Origin of the sequence: Brevundimonas naejangsanensis, assembly GCF_000635915.2 — a bacterium.
Lineage (GTDB): Bacteria > Pseudomonadota > Alphaproteobacteria > Caulobacterales > Caulobacteraceae > Brevundimonas > Brevundimonas sanguinis.
The window spans coordinates 1297548-1320166 of sequence record NZ_CP015614.1 but is presented as its reverse complement, the minus strand read 5'-3'; the positions used below and the strand labels follow the sequence as shown (position 1 = coordinate 1320166).

Here is a 22619-nt window from a genome sequence, read left to right as displayed (position 1 = left end):
AGGGCATGAGGATCGACCAACTGCTCGTCGCGCGGGGCGTCTTCGACAGCCGCGCCCGCGCCCGCGCCGCCATCGAGGCCGGGTTGGTGAAAGCCGACGGCCGCATGATCGCAAAGCCGTCGGAAAAGGTCGCGGAGGACGCGTTCATCGAGGCCGAGGCCGCCCATCGCTGGGTCGGGCGCGGTGCGCTGAAGCTGGAGCGGGCGCTGGACCTGTGGCCGGTGGCGGTCGATGGGCGTGTTGTTCTGGATGTCGGCGCCTCGACTGGCGGCTTCACCGAGGTTTGTCTGGATCGCGGCGCGGCCCGGATCTTCGCCGTGGACGTCGGCACGGGGCAACTGCATCCCTCGGTCGCCGACGATCCCCGCGTGATCAATCTGGAAAAGACCGACGCCCGCGACCTGACGCCTGAGCTCATCACCGAGGCGCCGTCCCTGATCGTCTGCGACGCCAGCTTCATCAGTCTGTTAAAGGTGCTGCCTGCTGCCCTCGAACTAGCGGCGCCGGAGGCGGACCTGATCACCTTGGTGAAGCCTCAATTCGAGGCGGAGGGCCCCAGGGCGGTCGGCAAGAAGGGCGTGGTCAAGGACCCCGAGGCCCACGCCGCAGCCGTGGCCCGGGTGCGCGACTGGCTGGAGGAATGCGGCTGGACCGTGCGCGAGGTCGCCGACAGTCCCATCACCGGCGGCGACGGCAACGTCGAGTTTCTGCTCTGGGCCCAGAAAGCCTGATGCCAAATGATTTGAGGGCCGCCGGATCGCCGGCGGCCCTCTTCACATCGTCGATTGACAGGGGGGCTGAAACTTAATCGACGACGCGATAACGGCCCGATTGGTCCATGCAGGTGCGCACGTAGCGCGTCTCCATGCGACCGTCGGGAAGACGGATGTTGCTCTCGGCCAGGCGGCACTGATCGGCGTCGCGGGGCGCAGAGGCGTAGGTGTCGGGGTAGTCCCGGTAATAGTCGTAGCTGTCGCGGCGGTCGTCATAACGACGGTCATAGGCGCGATTGTCATGGCTGCGGCTGTCGTAGCCCCGGTTGTCATAACCATAGGCCGGCGGGACATACGTCCCCTGATAGCCGTAGTCGGCGTCGCGGCGGTAGCGGCTGTCGCAGGCGGCCGAGCTGTTGCCCACGCCCGCGCCGATCGCGGCGCCCAGAACGCCGCCCAGGGCGCTGCCCTCGGTACGGCGGCCGCGCGCGGCCATTTGCGAACCGGCGATGGCGCCTATGGCGGCGCCCAGAACGCCGCCGGTCGTGGCGCGCTGACGTTGATCGCGGACGCAGGGGTCGTAATAGGTTCCCTGGCTGTAGCCGCTGTTGCCGTAACCATAGGCAGGCGGATAGTCGTAGCCATAGCTCTGGGCCGAGGCGACGCCAGGCAGGGCGACGGCCGAGGCGCAGGCCAGGGCGGCGATGGCGGCGGCCGAGGCTTTTTTCGAGATGAGAGCGATCATCGTTCTTTTCCTTCGACGGAGGCCGCACCTGAACGGATCAGGTCGCCGTCTGTTGCAGCCATTGATAGGGCGGCGAAGCTGAACGGCTTTTGAGCGCGTCGTTCATCTTCGTTCATGTTTCGATTTTCGCGCGGAAGCCGCTAGAAGCCGCCTCATGATGCAGACGCTGACCATCGCCCGCATGGGCCATCAGGGCGACGGGATCGCCGACACCGCCGACGGCCCGGTCTTCGTGCCCGGCGCCTTGCCGGGCGAGGTCGTCGCCGCCGAGGTCAAGGACGGCCGGGCCGAGCGCTTCGACCTGATCGAGGCCAGCCCTGATCGGCGCCCGATCCACTCGCAGACCTATGCCGAATGCGGCGTCGCCCCGCTGCAGCACTGGGCCGAGGAACCCTATCTGGCGTGGAAGCGAGAGGTGGTGATCCAGACGCTGGCGCGCGAAGGCTTGGAGACTGAGGTCGAGGCGGCCGTGGCCACGCCGCTGGGCAGCCGCCGTCGTCTGGCGCTGCACGCGCGCAAGCTGCCGGACGGGCGGGTCATTCTGGGGTTCAAGGCGCGCAAGTCGTGGCGGGTGGTCGAACTGACCGACTGTCCATTGTCGGATCCGCAACTGACGGCGGCTCTGCCTGCGCTGGCCAAGATCGCCGCGCCTTTGCTGGGGCATCCCAAATCGGCGCCGACGCTGCACGTCACCCTGACCGACAGCGGTCTGGACGTCGATGTGACCGGCGTCGAAAAGCGGTCAGGCGGCCTCAATGGAGATCAACTGGCGCTGGCCATCGCGGCGGCGGCGGAGGCCGATCTGGCGCGGCTCAGTCTGGATGGCGAGACGCTGGTCATGGCGCGCCAGCCGCGCGTACGGTTCGGGCGTGCGTCAGTGCCTTTGCCGCCGGGCGCTTTTCTTCAGGCGTCGCCTGCCGCCGAAGCAGCCATGGTCGCGCGCGCGGTCGCGGCGGTGAAGGGGGCCAAGAAGGTCGCCGATCTGTTCTGTGGGGCCGGAACCTTCACCTTCCCGCTGGCGGAGGTGGCCAGCGTCATGGCCGCCGATTCCGCCGCCGCCTCCATCGCGGCCCTGAAGGCGGGCGTGAGCACGGCCCAAGGCTTGAAGGGTATTGAGGCCCAGGCGCGCGATCTGTTTCGCCGTCCCTTGTCGCCCTATGATCTCAAGGGCTGCGAAGCCATCGTTCTGGACCCGCCGCGCGCGGGCGCGTTGGAGCAGACGCAGCAACTGCCCGGCACGAAGGCGTCGGTCATCGTTGGCGTGTCGTGCAATCCTCAGACCTTCGCTCGGGACGCGCGGGTGCTGGTCGACGCCGGTTTCCGGCTGGAGAAGGTCACGCCGATCGATCAGTTCATCTGGTCGACCCATATCGAACTGGTCGGCGTGTTCCGGCGCTGATCAGGACGCCAGATCGAACAGGTCCAGTTGCGGTCGGGCGTCTGCCGGGACGCGGAACTGGGTCATGTCGAGCGCATGACGGGGTCCATCCAGCCCATAGCGTTTGACCGCCGCCTTGAAGCGCGCAGCGATCAGTTCGGCGACGGGGCCGGTTCCCTTCATCCGTTGCGACCAGTCGGGATCATAGTCTTTGCCGCCGCGCGTCTGGCGGATCAGGGACATGACGCGCGCCGCCCGGTCGGGGCGGGCGTCGGCCAGCCATTCGCGGAACAGGTCCTTGATCTCTAGCGGCAGGCGCAAGGTCACATACATGGCCGAGGTCGCTCCGGCCTTCTGAGCCGCCTCCAGCACCGCTTCCAGCTCATGGTCGTTCAGGCCAGGGATGACGGGGGCGAAGCCGACGCCGACCGGGCAGCCGGCGTCAGCGAGGCGGCTGATCGCCTCCAGCCGCTTGGCGGGGGTTGAGGCGCGCGGCTCCATCGCCCGCGCCAGCTTGCGGTCCAGGGTGGTGATGGAGACGAAGGCGGAGGCCAGGCCCTTTCGTCCCATGTCGCCCAGAATGTCGGCGTCGCGCGCGATCAGCACCGACTTGGTGATGATGCTGAAGGGGTGGTTGAACCGCTGCATCACCTCAAGGATCGAGCGCGTGGAAGCTGTCTCGCGCTCGACCGGCTGATAGGGGTCGGTATTGCCCCCTATGTGGATACGCCGACAGACGTACCGGGGCTTTGAGAGCTCTTGTTCCAGCAGACGCGCGGCGTCGGGCTTGAAGAAGATCCGGCTCTCGAAATCCAGACCCGGGGATAGGCCCATCCAGGCATGGGACGGACGGGCGTAGCAGTAGATGCAGCCATGTTCGCAGCCCTTGTAGGGGTTGATGGAGCGATCGAAGCCGATATCGGGACTCGTGTTCTTGGCGATGATGGTGCGAGCGCGTTCCGAGGACAGGGTGGTGCGAAGCGGGGCCGCCGCCTCGTCCTGATCCGTCCAGCCGTCGTCATAGGCCTCGCGTCGGTCGGCTTCGTACCGACCCGAGGCGTTGGAGCGTGCGCCGCGTCCGTTAATCGCCTTACTCATGACTGCAGGATGCAGGACGACACAGAACAAAGCAAGAACAAATAGCGCGACGGGCGAAAGGCGCGCCGATCTGCCTCGGATCAGCGTCGAGCGGAGGCGTTAGGCCTGCGGTCGCGGCGTTCGCCGCCGGGGCGGGGGCCTTCGCGCCGCCAGCGGACGGACAGGGAGGTGTCGCCTTCGCCGCCGAACTTAGAGGCCACGGCAAGGTTGCGGCGCACCTGCCACTCGACGCTGACCGCAGCACCGCGTTCTCCGCCGCCGATGACTTCCAGGTAGACGTCGTCGGTGATGTAGCGGCCGCCCGCGACGGTGAGGCTGGAGGCCTCGCCGCTGAAGGACAGGCGGTCCAGCCCGGCCAGTTCGCGCAGGTTGCCGATCACGTCGAAGCCCCCGCCGCCGGCCAAGGACGCCACCGCCGATGCGAGCTGGGCCGCCTCGAACGGCGACAGTTGCGCCGCCGATCGGCCGAAGAGCACCTGGGACAGGATTTCATCCTGGGGCAGGGCAGGGGTGGAGGTCAGCTGGATCTTGGGTTCGGCCGCGGTCCCGGTGACCTTGATCACGGCGGTGAGCGCCGGGTCTTCGCGGACAGCCTCAAGGTTCAGACGAATCCGCGCCAGGTCGGTCGACAAGGTGACGGAGCCGCGATCATCAAAGACAAAGCGCTTGCCTGCGAACTCATAGTCGCCGCGCACGACGTTGGCCGTGCCGGACAACTGGGGATCGGCGATAGTGCCGCGCACGCGCGCATTGGCGGACAGTTCGACGTTCAGCCCGCGTCCGCGCACGTGAATTTCCCGTCCGGTCAGGTTGAGGTTCAGGCCGATCCTGGGACCGCCCCGCGCCTTCTCCTCGGCTTCGACAGGGTCGCCGCCGGGGCGGTTGATCTCGACCACGTCCATTTTGACGATGCCGTTGGAGCCGGGCAGGTTCGGCGAGATCTCGGCCTCGTCGATGTTCAGGTCGCCGGTCAGCTGGATGTTGCCGTCGGCGCCGCGCACGGCGGTCAAGCGGCCGTTGGCGCGGGCCTGGGCGATGTCGTTGTCGATGATGCGGAAGCGCGTCAGTTCCAGGCGCAGGGTCGAGGGCGATCCTTGACGCAGGCCCAGATCGCCATTGCCGGACACCTCGCCTTTCAGCCCGTCGGTAGCCTGGAACCGCTCGATGACGGCCTGGCTGTCGTTGAAGCGGCTGGCGAGGGTCACATTCTCCAGGCGCAGGCCCGAGGCGCTGTCGCGGAAGGCGCCTTGCGTCATGTCCAGTCGGCCGTTCAGGCGCGGCGCGTTCAGCGTGCCCGCCAGCGTGGCCTGACCGTTCACCTGACCGGACAGGGATTGGGCGCCGCCCAGGAACAGGTCCCAGATCGGCTGGATCTGCCCACGAATAGCCACCTGGCCTGACATGTCCCGGGTCCGGGCGATGGCCAGACGCAAGGGGGCGGCCGAGGTTTCGACCGGCAGGCTGACGTCGGCTGTCGCCTGGACAGCGGTTCCGTCATGGGCCTGGGCGCGCAGGCGCAGGACATCGCCGGTCAGGTCGGCGTTCAGTGTGCCGTCGACCGCCAGACCGCGCGGCGCGTCGATGCTGCGCAGCTGTTTAAGGTCCACATTGGCCGAGCCGCGCAGAGCGTCGCCTTGGCCTTGCATCGAAATGCGGCCGGTGACCTGACCGCGAAGATCGGGGAGGAGCGAACCCATTTCGACATTGGTCATGTCGGCTTGAATAGCCGCACCCTGCTTGTCCTGCTTCAGTTCGCCGGTCAGGACGCCGCCGCCGACGCCCAGATCCAGGCGCGCCACGCGGCCGTCGCCGTTGATGGCGAAGACAGCGGGGGCGCGGGTGGTGAAGGCGATGTCGCGGACGCGGCCGCCGCCCCGCAGCGTCAGGCTCTGCGCCGGGCCCTGGCGGGAATATTCGCCCGCGCCGTTGAACTGGACCGGATTGGCGCCGCCCACGTCGGCGGCCACGGTGAAGGGCAGGCGGTCCAGCGTGCCCTGGCCCTTCAGCGACAGGTTGCGCAGGGTCCAGTCCTGACCCGTCAGGCGCACGTTGCGGCCGGTCACGTCCAGCACGGCGGTCTGATCGCCCGCGCCCTCGGTCAGGCGCACGCGGCCGTTGGCCTCGCCCGAGGCCAGGAAAGCGCCCTGGCGCGCGGTGAAGGTCAGATCGGCGCTGGAGGGGAAGTTGTTCGACAGGGCCACGTCGCCCTGGGCCGTGACCCCGCCGGCGTTCACGTCGACATCCGACAGGCGCAGTCGCGCCCCGCCCAGATAGAAGTTGCCCGAGGCGCGCGCCGGTCCGTAGTTCGAGCCGGAGGTCAGTAAGATGCGGCCGTCAGAGGCGTCGGCGCCCTTGCGGAAGCTGAGGATCAAGTCAGCGTTGGTCAGGATCAGCCCGCCCGCAGCCACCTTGTCGAAGGCGGCGCGCAGGTCGGCGCGCGGCTGGGCCAGGGTGCCGGTCAGGGCGCCGTCGCCCCACATGGTGCCGTCGATGGCGACCGGGCCGACGCCGAAGGGACCGCGTGCGTCCCAGTCCAGGGCGAGGCGCAGTTTGGAGCCCTCGATACGCCCCTTGGCGCCTGCGCGTCCGGCGGCGCCGGTCAGTTCGCCGGTGTTGATGGAGACGACGCCGTCGTTGAGCGACCCGGCCAGTTGCAGGCGCGGTTGGGCGCCCAGCAGACGATCCAGCTCTTCCATGCCGATGGCCATGCGCGAGCCGCGCCCGTCGAAGCTGAGGACCCAGGGCGCGCCGGGTCTTGCCGAGGAAGCGCGGATCGGTCCGCCGAAGGCGCCCCTAGCGCCGTTTCGGATGCGCGACAGGTCTGTCAGTTCAGCGCGACCCGTAAAGTTCAGGCCGCCGTTCAGGCTGCGTCCGCCCGAGCCGGTCAGGGTCAGGCCCTGGCCGCGCGCATCGACCTTCTTCAGCAGCATGGCGCCATCGGCCATGCGGGCACCCTCCATCTGGATCCGCGGCGTCGAGCCCAGGAGCGCCCCGATGATGCCTGCTGACGAACCGCCGACAGCGCGAACGTCTGTCGTCACGTCGATGCGGCCCTTGTTGGCGGCGATATTGACCGGGCCGGAGATGCGCGTGGCGCGATAGGAGGCGATGTCAGCGTTGAGCAGGCTAGCGGAGCCCTGCAGGCTCCATGCCTGAGCGTCGCCCTTGAACACGCCGTTATAGGCGGCCGGACCGGCGACCGGGCTGCCGACCAGACGGCTGAGCGACGGTGTCGTCACTTCCAGGTTGATGCCTTCCGGCGCGGTGTTGTCCGTCGTGCGGATCAGGCCGCGCGCGCTGGATTCGATGTTGTCGGCGTACAGGCGCCAGGCCACGCCCTGATAGCCCTCACGTTCGGCGTCCGGCGTCATGGCGAAGCCGAAGCGGGCGGTCCGGCCGATGCGCTCGACGAACGGCTGCAGCAGGTCGGAGCCCGAGAAGTCGGCATAGCCCGAGACCTTGGCGCCGTTGTCGCCATAGGTCCCCTTGACCAGCAGGGGGCGGAATTGGCCGGTCTGCACGGTCACGTCGATGACCTCGCCGTTCACCACGGCGACGGCCGAGAAGGGCTGATCGGGAGAATAGCCCAGCGAACCTGCGATCGGCCCGCCCTGGGCCTCATTGGCGCGCAGGTTGACGCGCAGGTCTTCGGGCTTGTCGCCGAAGGCGGCGGCCAGGCGCAGGTAGTCGCCTTTGCGGTTCAGGCTATAGGCGTTGACGTTGGCGGTCTTGACGCCCTTGCGCGGAATGGCGGCGTCGCCGCTCAGCGTCCAGCGGCCGTATTCCTTGGAGAAATCCTCCATCAATTCGACGTTGGCGCTGAAGCGGTCGATGTCGATAGAGATGGCTTGCGGGCCGCCCGGCTCGGTGGGCGCCTCCAGCTCCGGGCGACGCAGCAGACGGATCTGACCCGCGCTGATTTCGGTGGCGTGAAACCGCCGCGCCAGAAGCGGCCAATAGGACCAGTCGACGCGCACGTCGGTCGCTTCGAGCCAGACGCCCTTTTCGTCGGTCACGGTGATGCGTCTCAGGCGGAAATCGTTGAACAGGTCGCCCTGCAGGCCTTCGACGTTGATGCGTCCGTAGCGGCTGATCTTCTTGCCGGCGACGAAGCTCGTGATCAGCTCGCGGCCCGGATCGGAAACCAGATACATCCGCCCGCCGACCAGGGCGACGATGACCAGCGCCAGAACGCCAGCCGAAACGATCCCAGCGATGAAGGCGGCCAGTTGAAGCCGGGTGCGTTTGCGCTTCGCCTTTTCAGCGGGCGTGTCGGCGACGTCTGCGCCCGTTTCGTGAGGCGGAGGAGTGTCGGTCAAAACGCCTGGCCGATGCTGATGTAGAGCTGGAATCCGGAATCGCCTTCGCGCTTGTTCAGCGGGAAGGCGATGTCGGCGCGGACGGGACCGAACGGCAGCTTGTAGCGGACGCCGACCCCTGCGCCGTAACGCATGTTGCTGAAGTTCGGCGTTTCCTGAAAGCCGACGGCGCCGCCGTCGACAAAGGCGACAGCCTGGAACTTCTCGCCGATATCGCGCCGCACCTCCAGCGAGGTTTCAAACAGCGACAGGCCACCGCGCGGACGGTTGTCCGGCAGGCGCGGGTTGATGCTCTGATAGGAATAGCCGCGCACCGAGCCGCCGCCGCCGGAATAGAACAGGCGGTCAGAGGGCACCGTCAGCTCTTCGCCGCCGATGATCGAGCCGATACGGGCGCGCCCGGCCAGAACCGTCTTGGCGCCGTCCTGCAGCGGCAGATAGGCGCTGGCCTGACCCTCGGTGCGCAGGAACATGACCGTATCCTCGCCCGTCACGGCGGTCGGCTGGGCCGAAACGGACAGGCGGTAGCCGGTCGTCGGGTTCAGCGGGTCGTTGGAGCGATCCATATAGGCGCTGCCCCGCAGGGTGACGATGGCCAGATCCCGGTCCAGGGTGATCGGTGTCTGCGTTTCGGGATCGAAGCGGTATTCCGTGTATCGCCCGGCGTCCACGCCGACGCCGTAGCTGAACCAGGACGTCTTGCCGAGCCGCTGCGACAGGTCCGCGGCCATGGTCAGGGCGCTGCGGTCATAGGCGTCGGTCTGTTCGTTGACGATGAAGGACGACAGTTTCAGCGTCCGACCCGCCCGCCGCCAGTGGGGCTGCGACCACTCGCCGCCGATACGACTGTCGATGCTGGCGATCCGCGCGCCGTACCGCAGCGTGTCGGCGCGGCCGAAGCGGTTGTAGCGGGTGCGGAAGACATCGACGCCGACGCCTTCGTAGGTCGAATAGCTGGCGCCCGCCTCAAGCAGGCTGACCGGCCGATCCGCCAGGGTCACGACAACCGGCCTCAAGCCGTCCGGGCGCGTATCGTCCAGAGACGACAGGGCGACGCCCACGCCGTCGTAGACCCCGGTGTCCAGCAGGCGGCGCTCAAGCTCGGCGACGTCTTCTGGATCGTAGCGGTCGCCTTCACGCCAGGGGACAAGGCTCTGGACCCAATCGGGCTTGGTCGGCCCGCGCGTGCGCAACTGGATGCCGTCCAGCCGCACCAGTTCGCCCGACGCCACATTGAAGCCGGGCTCCACCAGAAAAGTCGCATGATCCACGACGACGCGGCGGGGCTGGGCGACGGCGTCGGCATAGCCGCGACGGGTCAGATCGGCGATCAAGCGTCCCTCAGCCGCCAGCACGTCGGCCGCCCGGCCGGGCTCGCCGGGCTTCAGCTTGATGTTCTCTATCACCGCCGCGCTGGTGTCTGCGTCCGGGGCAGGCGCGCTCCAGTTGACCTTGGCTTCCCCCAGAAGGAACCGGCGGCCGGGCGTGACCTCGACGATGGCGACAGGCGTTTCCTCGCCTTCGACCTGATCCTGGACCGTGGCCTGATAATAGCCTTCAGACCGCAGCAGGGCCTGCGCCGATTCCAGCGCCGCCCGCGCGCGACGACGGGCTTCAAAGCGATTGGCCGGCGCGCCGTCGACCTGGCCCACCGCCTGTTCCAGCTGTCGTTTCAGATCGGCGTCGATCTCGCCGCGAATCTGGGCCCTCGGCTCGGCAGCCGCCTGTGTGGCGAAGGCGCACAGGGCCGCGGTGGCGAGAAGGAGGGGGAGCCTCGACGTCAAATCTGAACCCTGTGTAGTGGTGAACGCGCCGCACTTAGCCGTCTACGCCGATGGAATCAGTAAAACAGCGTATCGCTTTCAGGCTGCACCGTCTCCTCGGACGACCGCTGGTCGGGCGGCAGGGCCTCGACAGGCGCGGTCGGCGGCGTGTCGGGGGCTTCTGCTGCTGTCGGCGCGGCGGCGTCCTCGGCGGCGGGGGTTTCGGGTTCGACGACCGGCGCGGGGGCAGGGGCCGGTTCCCGGCTAGGCTCCTCGCAGGCCGCCAACGCAGTCACGGCGCCTAGGGCGACGGCGCCGAGCAGCAGACGCTTCGGAATGAATTGGCTCATGGAGATTCCCCCTTTCAGGGGCTGGAAACGTGAAAAAGGGCGCGGAGGTTCCCGCTCGACACGGTGTGGCTCCGACTCTCTGAACGCAATCTGAACCTGAACGAGTGTTGCGGCGCCTCTTCCAGACCCTTTCCGGCCTGGCATATCCGGGGTGTTTGTTTTCCCACAAATTTTCCGAAATATCGGCTTGCCGGATCAGAAACTCGACCGTATGTTCCGCGCCTCTTCGCAGACGCGATGTGCGCCCCTAGCTCAGTTGGTTAGAGCATCTGACTTTTAATCAGAGGGTCCCCGGTTCGAGCCCGGGGGGGCGTACCACTTCCCACCCAGAAATCATTGCATGGCGAGGCGGCCTGTTGGCCTCGTGACCTGAAACAGCGCCTTGGCGAGACGCTGGTCCCAATGTCACGCGCTGAGCGGCAAACGCACCGTGAAGCAGCTGCCCCGGCCAGGGCCTTCGCTGACGAGATCGATCGTGCCTTCGTGCAGTTCGACCAACTGCTTGACCAGAGCCAGGCCGATGCCCAGGCCGTCGCGGGAGCGGTCGTCGGGGCCTTTGGACTGGGCGAACAGTTCAAAGATTCGGCCTTTCAGCTCAGGCGAGACGCCGATGCCGTTGTCGGCGACATTAATTCGGATCTGGTCTTCCTCGCTGTCGACGGACAGGTGGATGCGGCCTTTGCACGGGGTGTATTTGGCGGCGTTGGCGAGCAGGTTGCTGATCACCTGGGACAGGCGCGTGAAGTCGCCGTGCAACCACACCGGTTCGGGCGGCACGGAGACCGTTAGCTCGTGCGACGCCGCCTCGATTTTCGGGCGGCTGGTGTCGATGGCGGAGTCGATGACGCTTTGCAGGCTTATCCGTTCGCGTTTGAGCGAAATTTTGCCTTGGTCGATGCGGGCGACGTCCAGAAGGTCTTCGATCAGACGCGAAAGGTGATGAGCCTGGACCTCCATGCGGGCGTGAATCACCGCCTTGCGCTCTTCGTCCGACTGGCGTTGCAGCAGCTGAAGTCCGGCGTGAATAGCCATGATGGGATTGCGCAGTTCATGGCCCAGCATGGCGATGAAATCGTTCTTGCGCCGATCCGCCTCGCGCAGGGCGTTGGCGTAGGCCTTTAGTTCGTCGCGCTGGGCGAGGCTTTCCATGCGCTGGCGATACAGGTCGATGAAGACCTTGGCCTTGCTGCGCAGTATGTCCGCCTCGATCGGTTTTTGGATGAAGTCCACCGCGCCCGCTTCATAGCCCCTGAAGCGGCGCTGAAGGTCGGCGCTCCCAGCCGTGACGAAGATGATAGGGATATGGCGGACGTTCACATTGCCGCGCATGAACTCGGCCAACTGAAAACCGTCCATGCCAGGCATCTGCACGTCGAGCAGGGCCAGGGCGACATCATGAACCAGCAAAAGTTCCAGCGCTTCGTCGCCCGAACGGGCCTTCAGGCAGACGACGCCCTCGCTTTTCAGCAGAGCTTCCAGCGCCAGCAGGTTTTCCTCCAGATCGTCGACCAGCAGGAGATGAATCGGCTGTTCCGTGCTGGTCATTCTCTGTCGAGACCTTTCAGATAGTCGGCGATGCGTTCGAGCGGCAGCACGAGCGCGGCGTTACAGGCCTGATAAGCAGCCTGAGGCATGGCCCGGGCATAGGCGGCCGCCGGGTCCTGCACCAGGGCGACGCCGCCCGCAGCGTGCACCGCCTTGAGCCCGGCTGCTCCGTCATTGTTAGCGCCGGTCAGGATGATGCCGATCAAGCCCTCGCCATAGGCGTCCGCCGCGCTCTCGAACAGCACGTCAATGGAGGGGCGTGAATAGTTGATCGCTTCGTCGGATGACAGGGCCAGGTCGCCGTTTTCTTCAACCAGGAGATGGTAATCGGAGGGGGCGAAGTAGACCACTCCAGGACGGGCCGTTTCCTTGTCCTCGGCCTCCTTCACCTTGAGCCCGCATTTGGCCTCGAAAAGAGGCGCCAGAACATTGCTGCGGTCGGCCGGGACGTGAAGGACGACGAAGATCGGCCAGGGAAAGTCCGCAGGCAAGGCGGGCAGCAGGGCGAGCAGAGCCTGGACGCCCCCGGCGGAGGCGCCGATCACCACGGCCCGGTCCGAGGCGCGGCTCATGGCTCGCGTTTCCTGTAGATTTTTTCTTCGGGCACAAACTCGGTGAAGGCGGCTGCGTGCTTCGAAAAGCGCAGGCTTTCCTTAGACCCCACGCCCAGGAACCCTTGTCGCGCCAGAGAATCCTTGAACAGCCCGACGGCCCGGTCCTGAAGACCTCGATCGAAATAGATCATCACGTTGCGGCAGGAGATCAACTGCATCTCCGCAAAAACGGCGTCCGTGACCAGGCTGTGATCCGAGAAGACGACATTGGCGCGCAGCGACTTGTCGAAGACGGCCCGCCCATAGTCCGCCGTGTAGTAGTCGGAGAGGGATGATCGCCCGCCTGAATTTTGATGGTTTTCAGTGAATTTGCGGATGCGGTCGAGCGGATATATCCCGGCCTCGGCGGCCCTCAGGGCCTCAGGATTGATGTCCGTGGCGTAGAACAGCGTACGGTCGAACAGGCCTTCTTCGCGAAACAGAATGGCCATGGAATAGAGCTCTTCGCCGGCGCTGCAGCCCGCGATCCAGACCTTCAGCGACGGATAGGTGCGCAGGTGAGGCAGCACCTGTTCGCGCAGGGCCCGGAAATAGCCGGGATCGCGGAACATCTCGCTGACCTGAACGGTCAGGAATGCGAGAAGACGCGGCAGCATTTCGGGATCGTGCAGCACGCGTTCCTGAAGGGCCGTCAGGCTGGGCATGTTGAAATGGCTGCGCGCCTGCAACAGACGGCGTTTGATGGACGCCCGCGCGTAGTGGCGGAAGTCGTAATGGTAGCGCTGGTATAACGCTTCCAGCAGCAGGCCGATCTCGATGTCTTCGGTCTGGTGGGGCATGAACGGGCTCAGCGCGGCATCCAGACGCGCACGAGGGACAGCAGCTTGTCCACGTCCAGCGGCTTGGCCATGTAGTCATTGGCGCCGGCCGCCATGCAGCGTTCCTGATCGTCCGGCATGGCCTTGGCCGTAAGCATCAGCACCGGCAAAGTCTTCCAGCGCGGATCTTTTCTCAGCTCGCGGGTCGCCGTCAGACCGTCCATGACCGGCATCATCACATCCATCAGAACCAGATCGACCGCCTGGGACGGGTCGGTGGATGAGCGCTCCAGCGCCTCCAGCGCCTCCTTGCCGTTGCGGGCGATCTCGACCAGGGCGCCGCGCGGTTCCAGCACATTGGTCAAGGAATAGACGTTCCGCACGTCGTCCTCGACGATCAGAATGCGGCGGCCCTCGAGAACAGCGTCGCGGTTGCGGGCCTTGCGGATCATCTTCTGCTGCTCGGGCGGCAGTTCCGAAACGACCTGGTGCAGGAACAGGGAGACCTCGTCCAGAAGCCGTTCCGGCGACTTGGCGCCCTTGATGATGATGGAGCTGGAGTAGCGGCGCAGCTGTTGCTCGTGATCAGGCGACAGATCTCGGCCGGTGTAGACGATGACCGGCGGGAAGCTGTGGCCGGTGTCGCGGCTGAGGGTCTCCAGAAGAGAGAAGCCCGAGGCGTCCGGCAGCGTCAGGTCCAGCACCATGCAGTCGAAAGTCTGGGTCTTGAGTTGCTCCAGACACTCTGCGGCGGTGCCGACGCCGACCGTCTCGACGTCGCCGGAACTCAGCAGGCGGCTGACCGCATCGCGCTGAACCAGGTCGTCCTCGACGATCAGGACGCGCCGCACGGTGCGGGTCAGCTTTTCCTCCAGGTTGCGCAGGACCTCGGCGAGGTCCTCCCGCTTTACCGGTTTGATCAGATAGCCGATCGCTCCCAGCGAAAGGGCGGTCTGGCTGTGATCCTCGCCCGAGACGACGTGGATGGGGATGTGGCGAGTGTCGTCGTCGCGCTTGAGTTCGTCCAGAACGGTCAGGCCGGACTGGTCGGGCAGGCCAATATCCAGCACGACCGCGCTGGGGCGGTGGCGTTTCGCCAGCTTCAGCGCTTCTTCCGCCGTACCGGCGACGATGCATTTGAAGCCCAGTTCGCGGGACAGATCGCGCACGATGGCGGCGAACCGGCCGTCGTCTTCGACCACCAGCAGCAGCCGTCGGTTTCCGGCGAGGTTGTCCCGGTCGTCCTCAACGCTCGCGGACAGAGGGCGAGGGGCGGCGGGCCTGGGGTTTGACGCCGCCGGAGAAGGCGGCGGGGGCGCGGCCGCGGACGCAGCCTGACGCGAAGCCACCCGTCCGGCGTCATAGGTCCGCGGGAGAACAAGGGTGAAGACGCTGCCTTCGCCGACGCGGCTTTTCAGCTCGATTCGGCCGCCCAGAAGACGCGCCAGTTCGCGCGAGATTGAGAGCCCCAGCCCTGTTCCGCCGTATTTGCGGCTGATGGTGCCGTCCGCCTGCTGGAAGGCCTCGAAAACGCCCTTCTGCTGCTCGGGTGAAATGCCGATGCCGGTGTCTGAGACCGCGAAGGCGATCTCGTCGCCTAGCAGGGCGGATATGCCCAGTTTAATCAAGCCGCTTTCGGTAAATTTGAAGGCGTTGGACAACAGGTTCTTGAGAATCTGCTCAAGCCGCTGACGGTCCGTCTCCATCAGATCGACGCTCGCATCCACCTCAATCTCGAACGGCAGGCCGCGATCATCGGCGATGGGCTGGAAGGTCTGACGGAGGTCCTCGGTCAGCCGCTGCATCGAGACGGCTTCCGGGTGCGCCTGGATGTGGCCGGCCTCGATCTTGGACAGGTCCAAGATGTCGTTGATCAGGGCCAGAAGATCGTTCCCCGACGACTGAATGGTGCGGGCGTAGTTGACCTGTTCCTCCGACAGGCTCCCCTCGGGATTGTCCGCCAGCAACTTGGACAGGATCAGCAGAGAATTCAGCGGCGTCCGCAACTCGTGGGACATGTTGGCCAGGAAGTCGGACTTGTACTGGCTGGCTTGCTCCAGTTCGCGGGCCTTGAGCGTGAGGGCGGCGGCGCCGCGCTCCAGGTCGTCGCGCTGGGTTTCCAGTATCTGAGCCTGTTCCTCCAGCTGGCTGTTGGTCTGTTCCAATTCAGCCTGCTGCTGTTCGAGGCGGAACTGGGATTCCTTGAGCGCCCGACCCTGTTCTTCCAGCTCTTCGTTAGAGACGCGGAGCTCCTCGCTTTGAACCTGGAGCTCCTCGGATTGGCGCTGGGTTTCCTCCAGCATATTCTGCAACTGGGCGCGATAGCGGGCCGAGCGCAGGGCGGTTCCGATGGCGGGGCCGACCTCTTCGAGCAGGGAGACCAGTCGGTCATCCGGCGCATGGAGGAAGCCTAGCTCCATCACCGCGTTTACGGCGCCGTCAGCCCGCGCCGGGGCGATAACCAGATGGCGGGGCTTATCGCGCCCGAGCGCCGAGCCGATTGTCAGATAGCCGTCCGGCACATCGGTTATGGTCAGGATTTCGCCCTCTGAGGCCACTTGGCCCAGCAGGCCTTCCCGCTGACCAAATCGCTGGGGGACGGAAGCGTCGGAGGGAACGCCGAGCGCTGCGACTCGCCGGTAAAGGCCGCCCTCGCCCTTGAAAAGCGCCGCCGCCTGGACCCCGGTATAGCGACCGAGATAGGCCAGAATGTTGTCGGCGAGCATCTCAAGCGACTGGTCGCCCATCATGGCCGCGGCCAGACCCACCTGGCCTTCATGCAACCACTCCTGCCGCGCGCGGCTGCGTGCCGAACGGCGGATCAGGGTGAAAACGCTTACGCTCAGCACCGCTCCCAACAGCCCGGACAACAGGCCGCTGATCAACGCCGTGCGATAAGCACCGTCCATTTCGTTCAGGCGCAGGCGCCGGACGCGCTGTTCTTCCTGACGCATCAACGCGATCTGGTCGCGAATGGCGTCCATCTCACGAAGGCCGTGACCAGAGGACATGCGTGAGATCGCCCCCTGAACGCCTTCGGCGCGGCGGGCTTGAAGCGTGGCGTCCAGCTCGCTCATCTTGGCGGCGAGATGACGGCGCAGCTCATTCAGGTGCGCCTGCTGCGTCGGGTTGTCGCGGGTTAAACCCGTCAACTTTTCCAGCTGGTGCGTCAGGTCGCGCGACGCCGCCTCGTATGGCTCCAGATATTGCACATCGCCGGTCAGCAGATAGCCCCGCTGCCCGGTTTCGGCGTTTTGCGCCGCCGACAGCAGCGCGTCGACGGCGACGATCACCTCGTGGGTGTGAATGATCTGCCGGTTGTTTGCGCGCAGAACATCGACATTGCGCCACGCGACAAGGCCGGTAGCGAGGAAAAAGGCCAGGACGAGCGCCATTCCGAGCGTCGCCAGTTTTTCCATCTTCGACCCTGCGGACGGACGGCTTGGTGATTTCATTACGAAGAGCCTCTGTGACGACCGTGCTCGAGCCCCATCCGGGCGCGTCACCGACGCAGCCATATCCTAGGATGGATTCGACGCACAGTACTCGATGCACTTGCGCGGCTGCGCGCTGTCAAAAAGTAGGGCGCCGAATGATCAGAGGCAGCTGCCTGGCGTGCCTGAGGGTGTCGTGATTTAACGCGGGCCATGCGATCTCTCATTTTGCCCGCCGTCGCCGTTTCCCTTGCTCTTTGCGGCTGTAACGCGGGCGCTTCTGCGCGCGGGGGCGCGCAGAAGGTCGGAGCTGGGCTGGGCGACGCCGTCACCGCGCCGCTGGAAGACCTGAACCTGCGCCGCGATGAAATCCCGACCATTCTTCTGCAAGCTGAAGCCAATCCCTATGACCTGCGCAACTTGAATAGCTGCCGCACCATCGGGGCCGAGATCGCCCGGCTGGACGAGGCGCTGGGGCCTGACACGGATGGACCGCCGTCGCAGGACGGCTCCTATATGAGCGAGCGGGCGGCCGATGCTGCGGCTGGGGCGACGCTTGACGCCGTTCGCGGGACAGTCACCGATTTTATCCCGGCGCGCAGCTGGGTTCGTCGTCTGACCGGCGCCGACGCGCACAGCAAGCACGTGCAGTCGGCGATTCAGGCGGGCCTGCGTCGCCGCTCTTTCCTGAAGGGCGTGGGGATGCAGCGGAACTGCGCGCCGCCGGCCGCGCCTGCCGGCTTCGTCCCCCGTCGAGGCTAGGCTTTCAGGTGCCGCGCGCGGAAATCGCGGCGGAACTGTTCAAACCGGCCCTCGGCTATGGCGGCGCGCATGGCGGCCGTCAGCGCCTGGAAGAAGGCGATGTTGTGCCAGCTGAGCAGGATCTTGCCGAGGATCTCATCGGCGCGGATCAGGTGATGCAGGTAAGCCTTTGAATAGTCCTGCGACGCGGGGCAGGGAACCTCAGGATCCAGCGGGTCCTGATCCTCGGCGAAGCGGGCGTTCTTGAGGTTCAGCGGGCCGTCCCAGGTCCAGGCCTGGCCGTGACGCCCGGCGCGGGTCGGCAGGACGCAGTCGAACATGTCGACGCCACGATAGACCGCCTCGACCAGGTCGATGGGCTTGCCGACGCCCATCAGATAGCGCGGTCGGTCCTTGGGCAGGAACTCGGGCGCATAATCCAGCACCTCGCACATGGCCTCATGGCCTTCGCCGACGGCCAGACCGCCGATGGCGTAGCCGTCGAAGCCGATCTCCTGCAGGCGTTCCGAGGATTCGCGGCGCAGGTTTTCATAGGTCGAACCCTGCTGGATGCCGAACAAGGCCTGCGCATCGCGCGTGCCGAAGGCGTTCTTGGATCGCTGGGCCCAGCGCGCCGACAGCTCCATGCCCTCGCGGGCGCGCTTTTCCTCGGCGGGCCAGGCGACGCATTCGTCCAACTGCATGACGATGTCGGAGCCGAGGCGGTCGGCCTGAATCTGAATCGAGCGTTCGGGCGTCAGGACGTGTTTGGAGCCATCGATGTGGCTGGAGAAGGTCACGGCCTCCTCGGTCAACTTGGAAATGCCCGACAGGCTCATGACCTGAAAGCCGCCCGAGTCCGTCAGGATCGGCTTGTCCCAGCGCATGAAGTTATGCAGGCCGCCCAGACGCTCCATCCGCTCCGGCCCCGGCCGCAGCATCAGGTGATAGGTGTTGCCCAGAATGATGTCCGCGCCCGTCTGCTTGACCTGATCCAAGGTCATGGCCTTGACCGTGGCGGCGGTGCCGACGGGCATGAAGGCGGGGGTGCGGATGTCGCCGCGCGGCGTTTTCAGCACGCCGGTGCGGGCGCGGCCTTCGGCAGCGGAAATTTCAAACGGGAAAGGCATTAAGCGTTCCTTGCAGCGGAGCCGCGTCTTAGGCCCTCTGTTTCTGAACCGCCAGTCAGCGCAGCAGCGTCGCCAGCCGCTCTGCGCGTTGCAGATCCTTGGGGCGGCCAAACAGGCGGCATTTCTCGATCTGTTCGGCGACCGTGGGAACATAGAGCGTCCCGCCGTCCAGGGCGATCGGCTGGCGCGTGGTGAAAATGACCGGCGTCCAGTCGGCGCCTGCGCGCACATCCATCTGCGCCATCACCTCGACCGGGACGGGCGTGGTCAGGATTTGGCCGAAGACCTGAGAGCGGAACAGGCCCTCGCCGGGGTCTTCCACGGCCTCGCCGTGCAGGGTCTCTATCAGGCGGCGGGCGTCGCGCGGGCTGGTCATGACATCGACGTCCGGCACATGCCATTCCGACAGGCCCGACAGCGCCATGCCTGCGCCCCCGAACACCCACCAGGGATCCTGAAGCTCGCTCGCCGCAGACGCCAGGATGTCAAAGGTGGCGGCCAGGTTTTCGGGCAGTTGGTCGATGTGGCTCATTGGGCGTCTTCCCGAAACAGCAGGCTTCCGTCCCCATAAGAATAGAAGCGGTAACCCCTGTCGATGGCGTGGGCGTAGGCGGCGCGCATCGTCTCCAGTCCCGCGAAGGCGCTGACCAGCATGAACAGCGTCGATTTCGGCAGGTGGAAGTTGGTCATCAGCACGTCGCAGGCACGGAAGCGATAGCCCGGCGTGATGAAGATGGCCGTGTCGCCGTGGAAGGGCTGGACCACGCCGTCCTCGCTTGTGGCGCTCTCCAGCAGGCGAAGCGAGGTGGTGCCGACGCAGACGATGCGCCCTCCCGCGGCGCGCACGGCGTTCAGGGCGGCGGCGGTGTCGGCTGAGACCTCGCCCCACTCGGAATGCATCTTGTGATCGGCGGTGTCGTCGGCCTTGACCGGCAAGAAGGTGCCGGCCCCGACGTGCAGGGTCACCGCATGGGTCGTCACGCCGCGCGCCCGGATGGCGTCCAGCAGGGCAGGGGTGAAGTGGAGGCCCGCCGTCGGCGCCGCGACCGAGCCGTCATGCTCGGCGAAGACGGTCTGATAGTCCTTCAGGTCCTGATCGTCCTCGGCTCGTTTGGCCGCGATATAGGGGGGCAGAGGCATGACCCCGACCTCGCGGATGGCGTCGTCCAACACCGGGCCCGCCAGATCGAAGCGCAGGGTGACCAAGCCGTCCTCGCCCTTGGCGGTGATCTCGGCGTCGACCTGGCCCAGGAAGCAGGCGGTGTCTTCCTCGCGCCCGAAGCGCACCCGGTCGCCGACCTTCAGCCGCTTGCCGGGCTTCATGAAGGCGCTCCAGACATCGGGCGCGTCGCGGTGGTGAAGGGTGGCCTCGACCGGTACGGACAGAAGCTCGCCTTCTGGTCCGGTGCGGTGGCGCACGCCGGACAGACGGGCGGGGATCACGCGGGTGTCGTTGAAGACCAGCGCGTCGCCGGGCTGCAGAAAGTCCGGCAGGTCGCGGATGACCCGATCCTGAAGCTCGCCGCCCTTCACCACCAGCAGGCGCGCCGAGTCGCGCGGGTCGGCGGGGCGCAGGGCGATGCACGCCTCGGGCAGGTCGAAGTCGAAATCGGAGGTCCGCATGGGGCGGGGAATGCTCACGCCGCGCCTTTGCGGTCAAGCGAGGCCCGGCGGAAAGTCGGTCTGGCGAAAACTGTTCCAGCCGCTATGTCAGGCGCAGCCAATGGGAGTTTGAGTGCATGACCGATCGCTATCTGGACGACCTGACCGTCGGCGAAAGCTGGACCAGCGAACCCTTCACGATCACGGAGGATGAGATCATCGCGTTCGCGACCGAGTTCGATCCCCAACCCATGCACATCGACAAGGCGGCGGCCGAGGCGGGACGGTTCGGCGGCCTGATCGCCAGCGGCTGGCACGTCTGTTCGCGCGTGATGCGTCAGTTCGTGGATGAAGCCTATTTCGGCGACACTCCGCTGCTGGGCATGAATGTCGACGCCCTGTGGTGGGTGCGGCCCGTGCGGCCCGGCGACACCCTGACGGTGCGGCGCGAGATCATCGAGATCCGTCCGTCCAAGAGCCAGCCTGATCGCGGGGTCGTCCGCACCAAGACGACCGTGACCAATCAGGACGGCGACCTGGCCATGAGCTTTGAGAACCAGATGCAACTGCCGCGGAACGCCGAAGCGCAGCTGTAAAACGCGGCCGCTGTTGACCCCGGGCCTTCAAGGCGTCAAAGCCCGGTGCATGCTACAGAACCTCGAAACCCTGTCCCGTGAGGCCCGTTCGTGGCCGTTTGAGCAAGCGCGCAACCTGCTGGCCCACGTGCTCAAAAAACGGCTGTCGGACGCGGAGCGCGATGCGGCCAAGCTGCTGATCGACGCGGGCAAGACGGACGAGGCTCTGGCCGCCTTTGAGGCGCTGAACAAGCCGGTGATCCTGGAGACAGGTTACGGCCCGTCGGGGCTGCCGCACATGGGCACCTTCGGCGAGGTGGCGCGCACGACCATGGTGCGGAACGCGTTTCGCGCCCTGACCGGCGATCACTGGGCCACGCGCCTGATCGCCTTCAGCGATGACATGGACGGCCTGCGCAAGGTGCCCGAGGGCATCCCCAACCCGGAGATGCTGCGCGAAGACCTGCATCTGCCGCTGACCAAGGTGCGCGATCCGTTCGGCACGCACGACAGCTTCGGCGCGCACAACAACGCCCGCCTGCGCGCCTTCCTCGATAGCTTCGGCTTCGAGTATGAGTTCATGTCCTCGACCGAGACCTATCGGTCGGGTCGGTTCGACGCGGCCCTGCTGACCATGCTGGAGCGCTTCGACAAGGTCATGGGGATCATGCTGCCGACCCTGGGCGAAGAGCGCCGGGCGACCTATTCGCCCTTTCTGCCGATCAGCCCGATCACCGGCCATGTGCTGCAGGTGCCGACGCTCGAGCGTAACGTCGAGAAGGGCACGATCGTCTTTGACGACCCTGCGGGCGGCCGCACCGAGGTTCCCGTCACCGGCGGCCATGTGAAGCTGCAGTGGAAGCCCGACTGGGCCATGCGCTGGACGGCGCTGGACGTCGACTATGAGATGTCGGGCAAGGACCTGATCGAGAGCGTGCGCGAGTCGTCCAAGCTGTGCCGCGCCATCGGCGGCGTCCCGCCGGAAGGCTTCAACTACGAGCTCTTCCTCGACATCGAAGGCCGCAAGATTTCTAAATCAAAGGGCAACGGCCTGACGATGGAGGATTGGCTGCGCTACGGCACGCCCGAGAGCCTGAGCTGGTACATGTTCCAGTCGCCGAAGTCGGCCAAGAGCCTGCACTTCAACGTCATTCCGCGCGCGACGGACGACTATCTGTCCTTCATCGAGCAGTACAAGACGCAGGAACCGGCCAAGCGGATGGACAACGCCGTCTGGCACATCCACTCGGGCCAGCCGCCTGAAAGCGCCTCGCCAGTCTCCTTCGCCCTGCTGCTGAATCTGGTGGGCGTGGCCAACGCCTCGACCAAGGACCAGCTGTGGGCCTATTTCGCCAAATACCTGCCTGACGCCACGCCTGAGAGCGAGCCCGTGCTGGACCGGCTGATGGGCTATGCGCTGAACTATTACGAGGACTTCGTGAAGCCCTCGAAGACCTATCGTCTGCCCGACGACAAGGAGAAGGCGGCGCTGCTGGATCTGGCCGAACGGCTGAAGGCTCTGCCGGCCGATACGACCGACGGCGAGATCATCCAGGGCGAGGTCTACGCCGTGGGCAAGGCTCATGGGTTCGAGCCGCTGCGGGCCTGGTTCCAGGCGCTTTACGAGGTGCTGCTGGGCGCGTCGCAGGGGCCGCGCTTCGGGTCGTTTGCGGCCATCTACGGCCTGCCGCAGACGATCTCCCTGCTCGAGGCGGGCGCCAACGGCGAACTGGCCGCCTGACCTGACCGTCATCCCGGCCGAAGCCGCAAGGCGTAGAGCCGGGACCGCCCAGAGCTGGACGGGCAGCGCCTCCTGTGGTCCCGGATAACGGCTTTGCCGTTGCCAGGATGACG

17 protein-coding genes and 1 tRNA gene are annotated in these 22619 nt (G+C 66.2%); 6 read left to right on the top strand and 12 right to left on the bottom strand.

From position 1 onward, the window contains the following. The first annotated feature begins 5 nt into the window (after positions 1 to 5). Positions 6 to 731 (top strand): TlyA family RNA methyltransferase, encoded by a 726-nt coding sequence (locus tag DA69_RS06230; protein ID WP_025976816.1) that lies wholly within the window; start codon positions 6 to 8, stop codon positions 729 to 731. 73 nt (positions 732 to 804) lie between these two features. Here the strand turns inward: DA69_RS06230 and DA69_RS06225 are convergent, their stop codons facing one another. After that, positions 805 to 1458, bottom strand: a complete 654-nt coding sequence (locus DA69_RS06225; RefSeq protein ID WP_025976817.1) for a glycine zipper 2TM domain-containing protein — start codon at positions 1456 to 1458, stop codon at positions 805 to 807. A gap of 157 nt (positions 1459 to 1615) precedes the next feature. On the opposite strand from DA69_RS06225, the gene DA69_RS06220 reads away from it, so the two are divergent. Further along, positions 1616 to 2857 (top strand): class I SAM-dependent RNA methyltransferase, encoded by a 1242-nt coding sequence (locus tag DA69_RS06220; RefSeq protein ID WP_025976818.1) that lies wholly within the window; start codon positions 1616 to 1618, stop codon positions 2855 to 2857. Here the strand turns inward: DA69_RS06220 and DA69_RS06215 are convergent, their stop codons facing one another. The 4 genes from DA69_RS06215 to DA69_RS06200 all read right to left on the bottom strand — a co-directional run bounded on the left by DA69_RS06215 (position 2858) and on the right by DA69_RS06200 (position 10366). Further along, the gene (locus DA69_RS06215) at positions 2858 to 3934 is read right to left on the bottom strand and encodes a PA0069 family radical SAM protein (RefSeq protein WP_025976819.1); all 1077 of its coding nucleotides are present in this window, start codon (positions 3932 to 3934) and stop codon (positions 2858 to 2860) included. 80 nt (positions 3935 to 4014) lie between these two features. Beyond that, the gene (locus tag DA69_RS06210) at positions 4015 to 8253 is read right to left on the bottom strand and encodes a translocation/assembly module TamB domain-containing protein (RefSeq protein ID WP_025976820.1); all 4239 of its coding nucleotides are present in this window, start codon (positions 8251 to 8253) and stop codon (positions 4015 to 4017) included. Then, on the bottom strand, positions 8250 to 10037 hold the full coding sequence (locus DA69_RS06205) for an autotransporter assembly complex protein TamA (protein ID WP_025976821.1): 1788 nt from the start codon (positions 10035 to 10037) through the stop codon (positions 8250 to 8252). Before DA69_RS06205 ends, DA69_RS06210 begins: the two co-directional genes overlap by 4 nt. A 56-nt stretch (positions 10038 to 10093) precedes the next feature. Further along, positions 10094 to 10366: a hypothetical protein gene (locus DA69_RS06200; protein WP_025976822.1), complete on the bottom strand. Its 273-nt coding sequence runs from the start codon at positions 10364 to 10366 to the stop codon at positions 10094 to 10096. Positions 10367 to 10607: 241 nt separating this feature from the next. Here DA69_RS06200 and DA69_RS06195 point away from each other — a divergent pair. After that, a tRNA-Lys gene (locus tag DA69_RS06195) sits at positions 10608 to 10684 on the top strand. 87 nt (positions 10685 to 10771) lie between these two features. Here the strand turns inward: DA69_RS06195 and DA69_RS06190 are convergent. From DA69_RS06190 to DA69_RS06175, 4 genes are read right to left on the bottom strand one after another with little or no spacing between them, the layout of a single operon-like run. Beyond that, on the bottom strand, positions 10772 to 11911 hold the full coding sequence (locus DA69_RS06190) for a hybrid sensor histidine kinase/response regulator (protein WP_025976823.1): 1140 nt from the start codon (positions 11909 to 11911) through the stop codon (positions 10772 to 10774). Beyond that, positions 11908 to 12483 carry a chemotaxis protein CheB gene (locus tag DA69_RS06185; protein ID WP_025976824.1) on the bottom strand — a complete coding sequence of 192 codons (576 nt, stop codon included), beginning with the start codon at positions 12481 to 12483 and terminating at the stop codon, positions 11908 to 11910. Before DA69_RS06185 ends, DA69_RS06190 begins: the two co-directional genes overlap by 4 nt. Next, entirely contained in the window at positions 12480 to 13304 is an 825-nt protein-coding gene (locus DA69_RS06180; RefSeq protein WP_025976825.1) for a CheR family methyltransferase, read from the bottom strand. Before DA69_RS06180 ends, DA69_RS06185 begins: the two co-directional genes overlap by 4 nt. A gap of 8 nt (positions 13305 to 13312) precedes the next feature. Beyond that, entirely contained in the window at positions 13313 to 16702 is a 3390-nt protein-coding gene (locus DA69_RS06175; protein WP_025976826.1) for a response regulator, read from the bottom strand. Between the two features lie 228 nt (positions 16703 to 16930). Here DA69_RS06175 and DA69_RS06170 point away from each other — a divergent pair, with 228 nt between their 5' ends. After that, positions 16931 to 17479, top strand: coding sequence for a hypothetical protein (locus tag DA69_RS06170; protein ID WP_025976827.1), 549 nt, complete (start codon positions 16931 to 16933; stop codon positions 17477 to 17479). Here DA69_RS06170 and tgt read toward each other — a convergent pair. The 3 genes from tgt to queA are packed head-to-tail and all read right to left on the bottom strand — an operon-like array spanning position 17476 to position 20211. Continuing rightward, complete coding sequence (gene tgt, locus DA69_RS06165; protein WP_025976828.1) at positions 17476 to 18588, bottom strand: tRNA guanosine(34) transglycosylase Tgt; 1113 nt, start codon at positions 18586 to 18588, stop codon at positions 17476 to 17478. The genes DA69_RS06170 and tgt overlap by 4 nt on opposite strands. Before the next feature lie 55 nt (positions 18589 to 18643). Continuing rightward, positions 18644 to 19120, bottom strand: coding sequence for a hypothetical protein (locus tag DA69_RS06160; RefSeq protein WP_025976829.1), 477 nt, complete (start codon positions 19118 to 19120; stop codon positions 18644 to 18646). After that, complete coding sequence (gene queA, locus DA69_RS06155) at positions 19117 to 20211, bottom strand: tRNA preQ1(34) S-adenosylmethionine ribosyltransferase-isomerase QueA (RefSeq protein ID WP_025976830.1); 1095 nt, start codon at positions 20209 to 20211, stop codon at positions 19117 to 19119. Before queA ends, DA69_RS06160 begins: the two co-directional genes overlap by 4 nt. A gap of 116 nt (positions 20212 to 20327) precedes the next feature. Between queA and DA69_RS06150 the strand changes: the two genes are divergently transcribed. After that, complete coding sequence (locus DA69_RS06150) at positions 20328 to 20786, top strand: MaoC family dehydratase (RefSeq protein ID WP_025976831.1); 459 nt, start codon at positions 20328 to 20330, stop codon at positions 20784 to 20786. 49 nt (positions 20787 to 20835) lie between these two features. After that, positions 20836 to 22506, top strand: a complete 1671-nt coding sequence (locus DA69_RS06145) for a lysine--tRNA ligase (protein WP_025976832.1) — start codon at positions 20836 to 20838, stop codon at positions 22504 to 22506. Positions 22507 to 22619 lie beyond the last annotated feature (113 nt).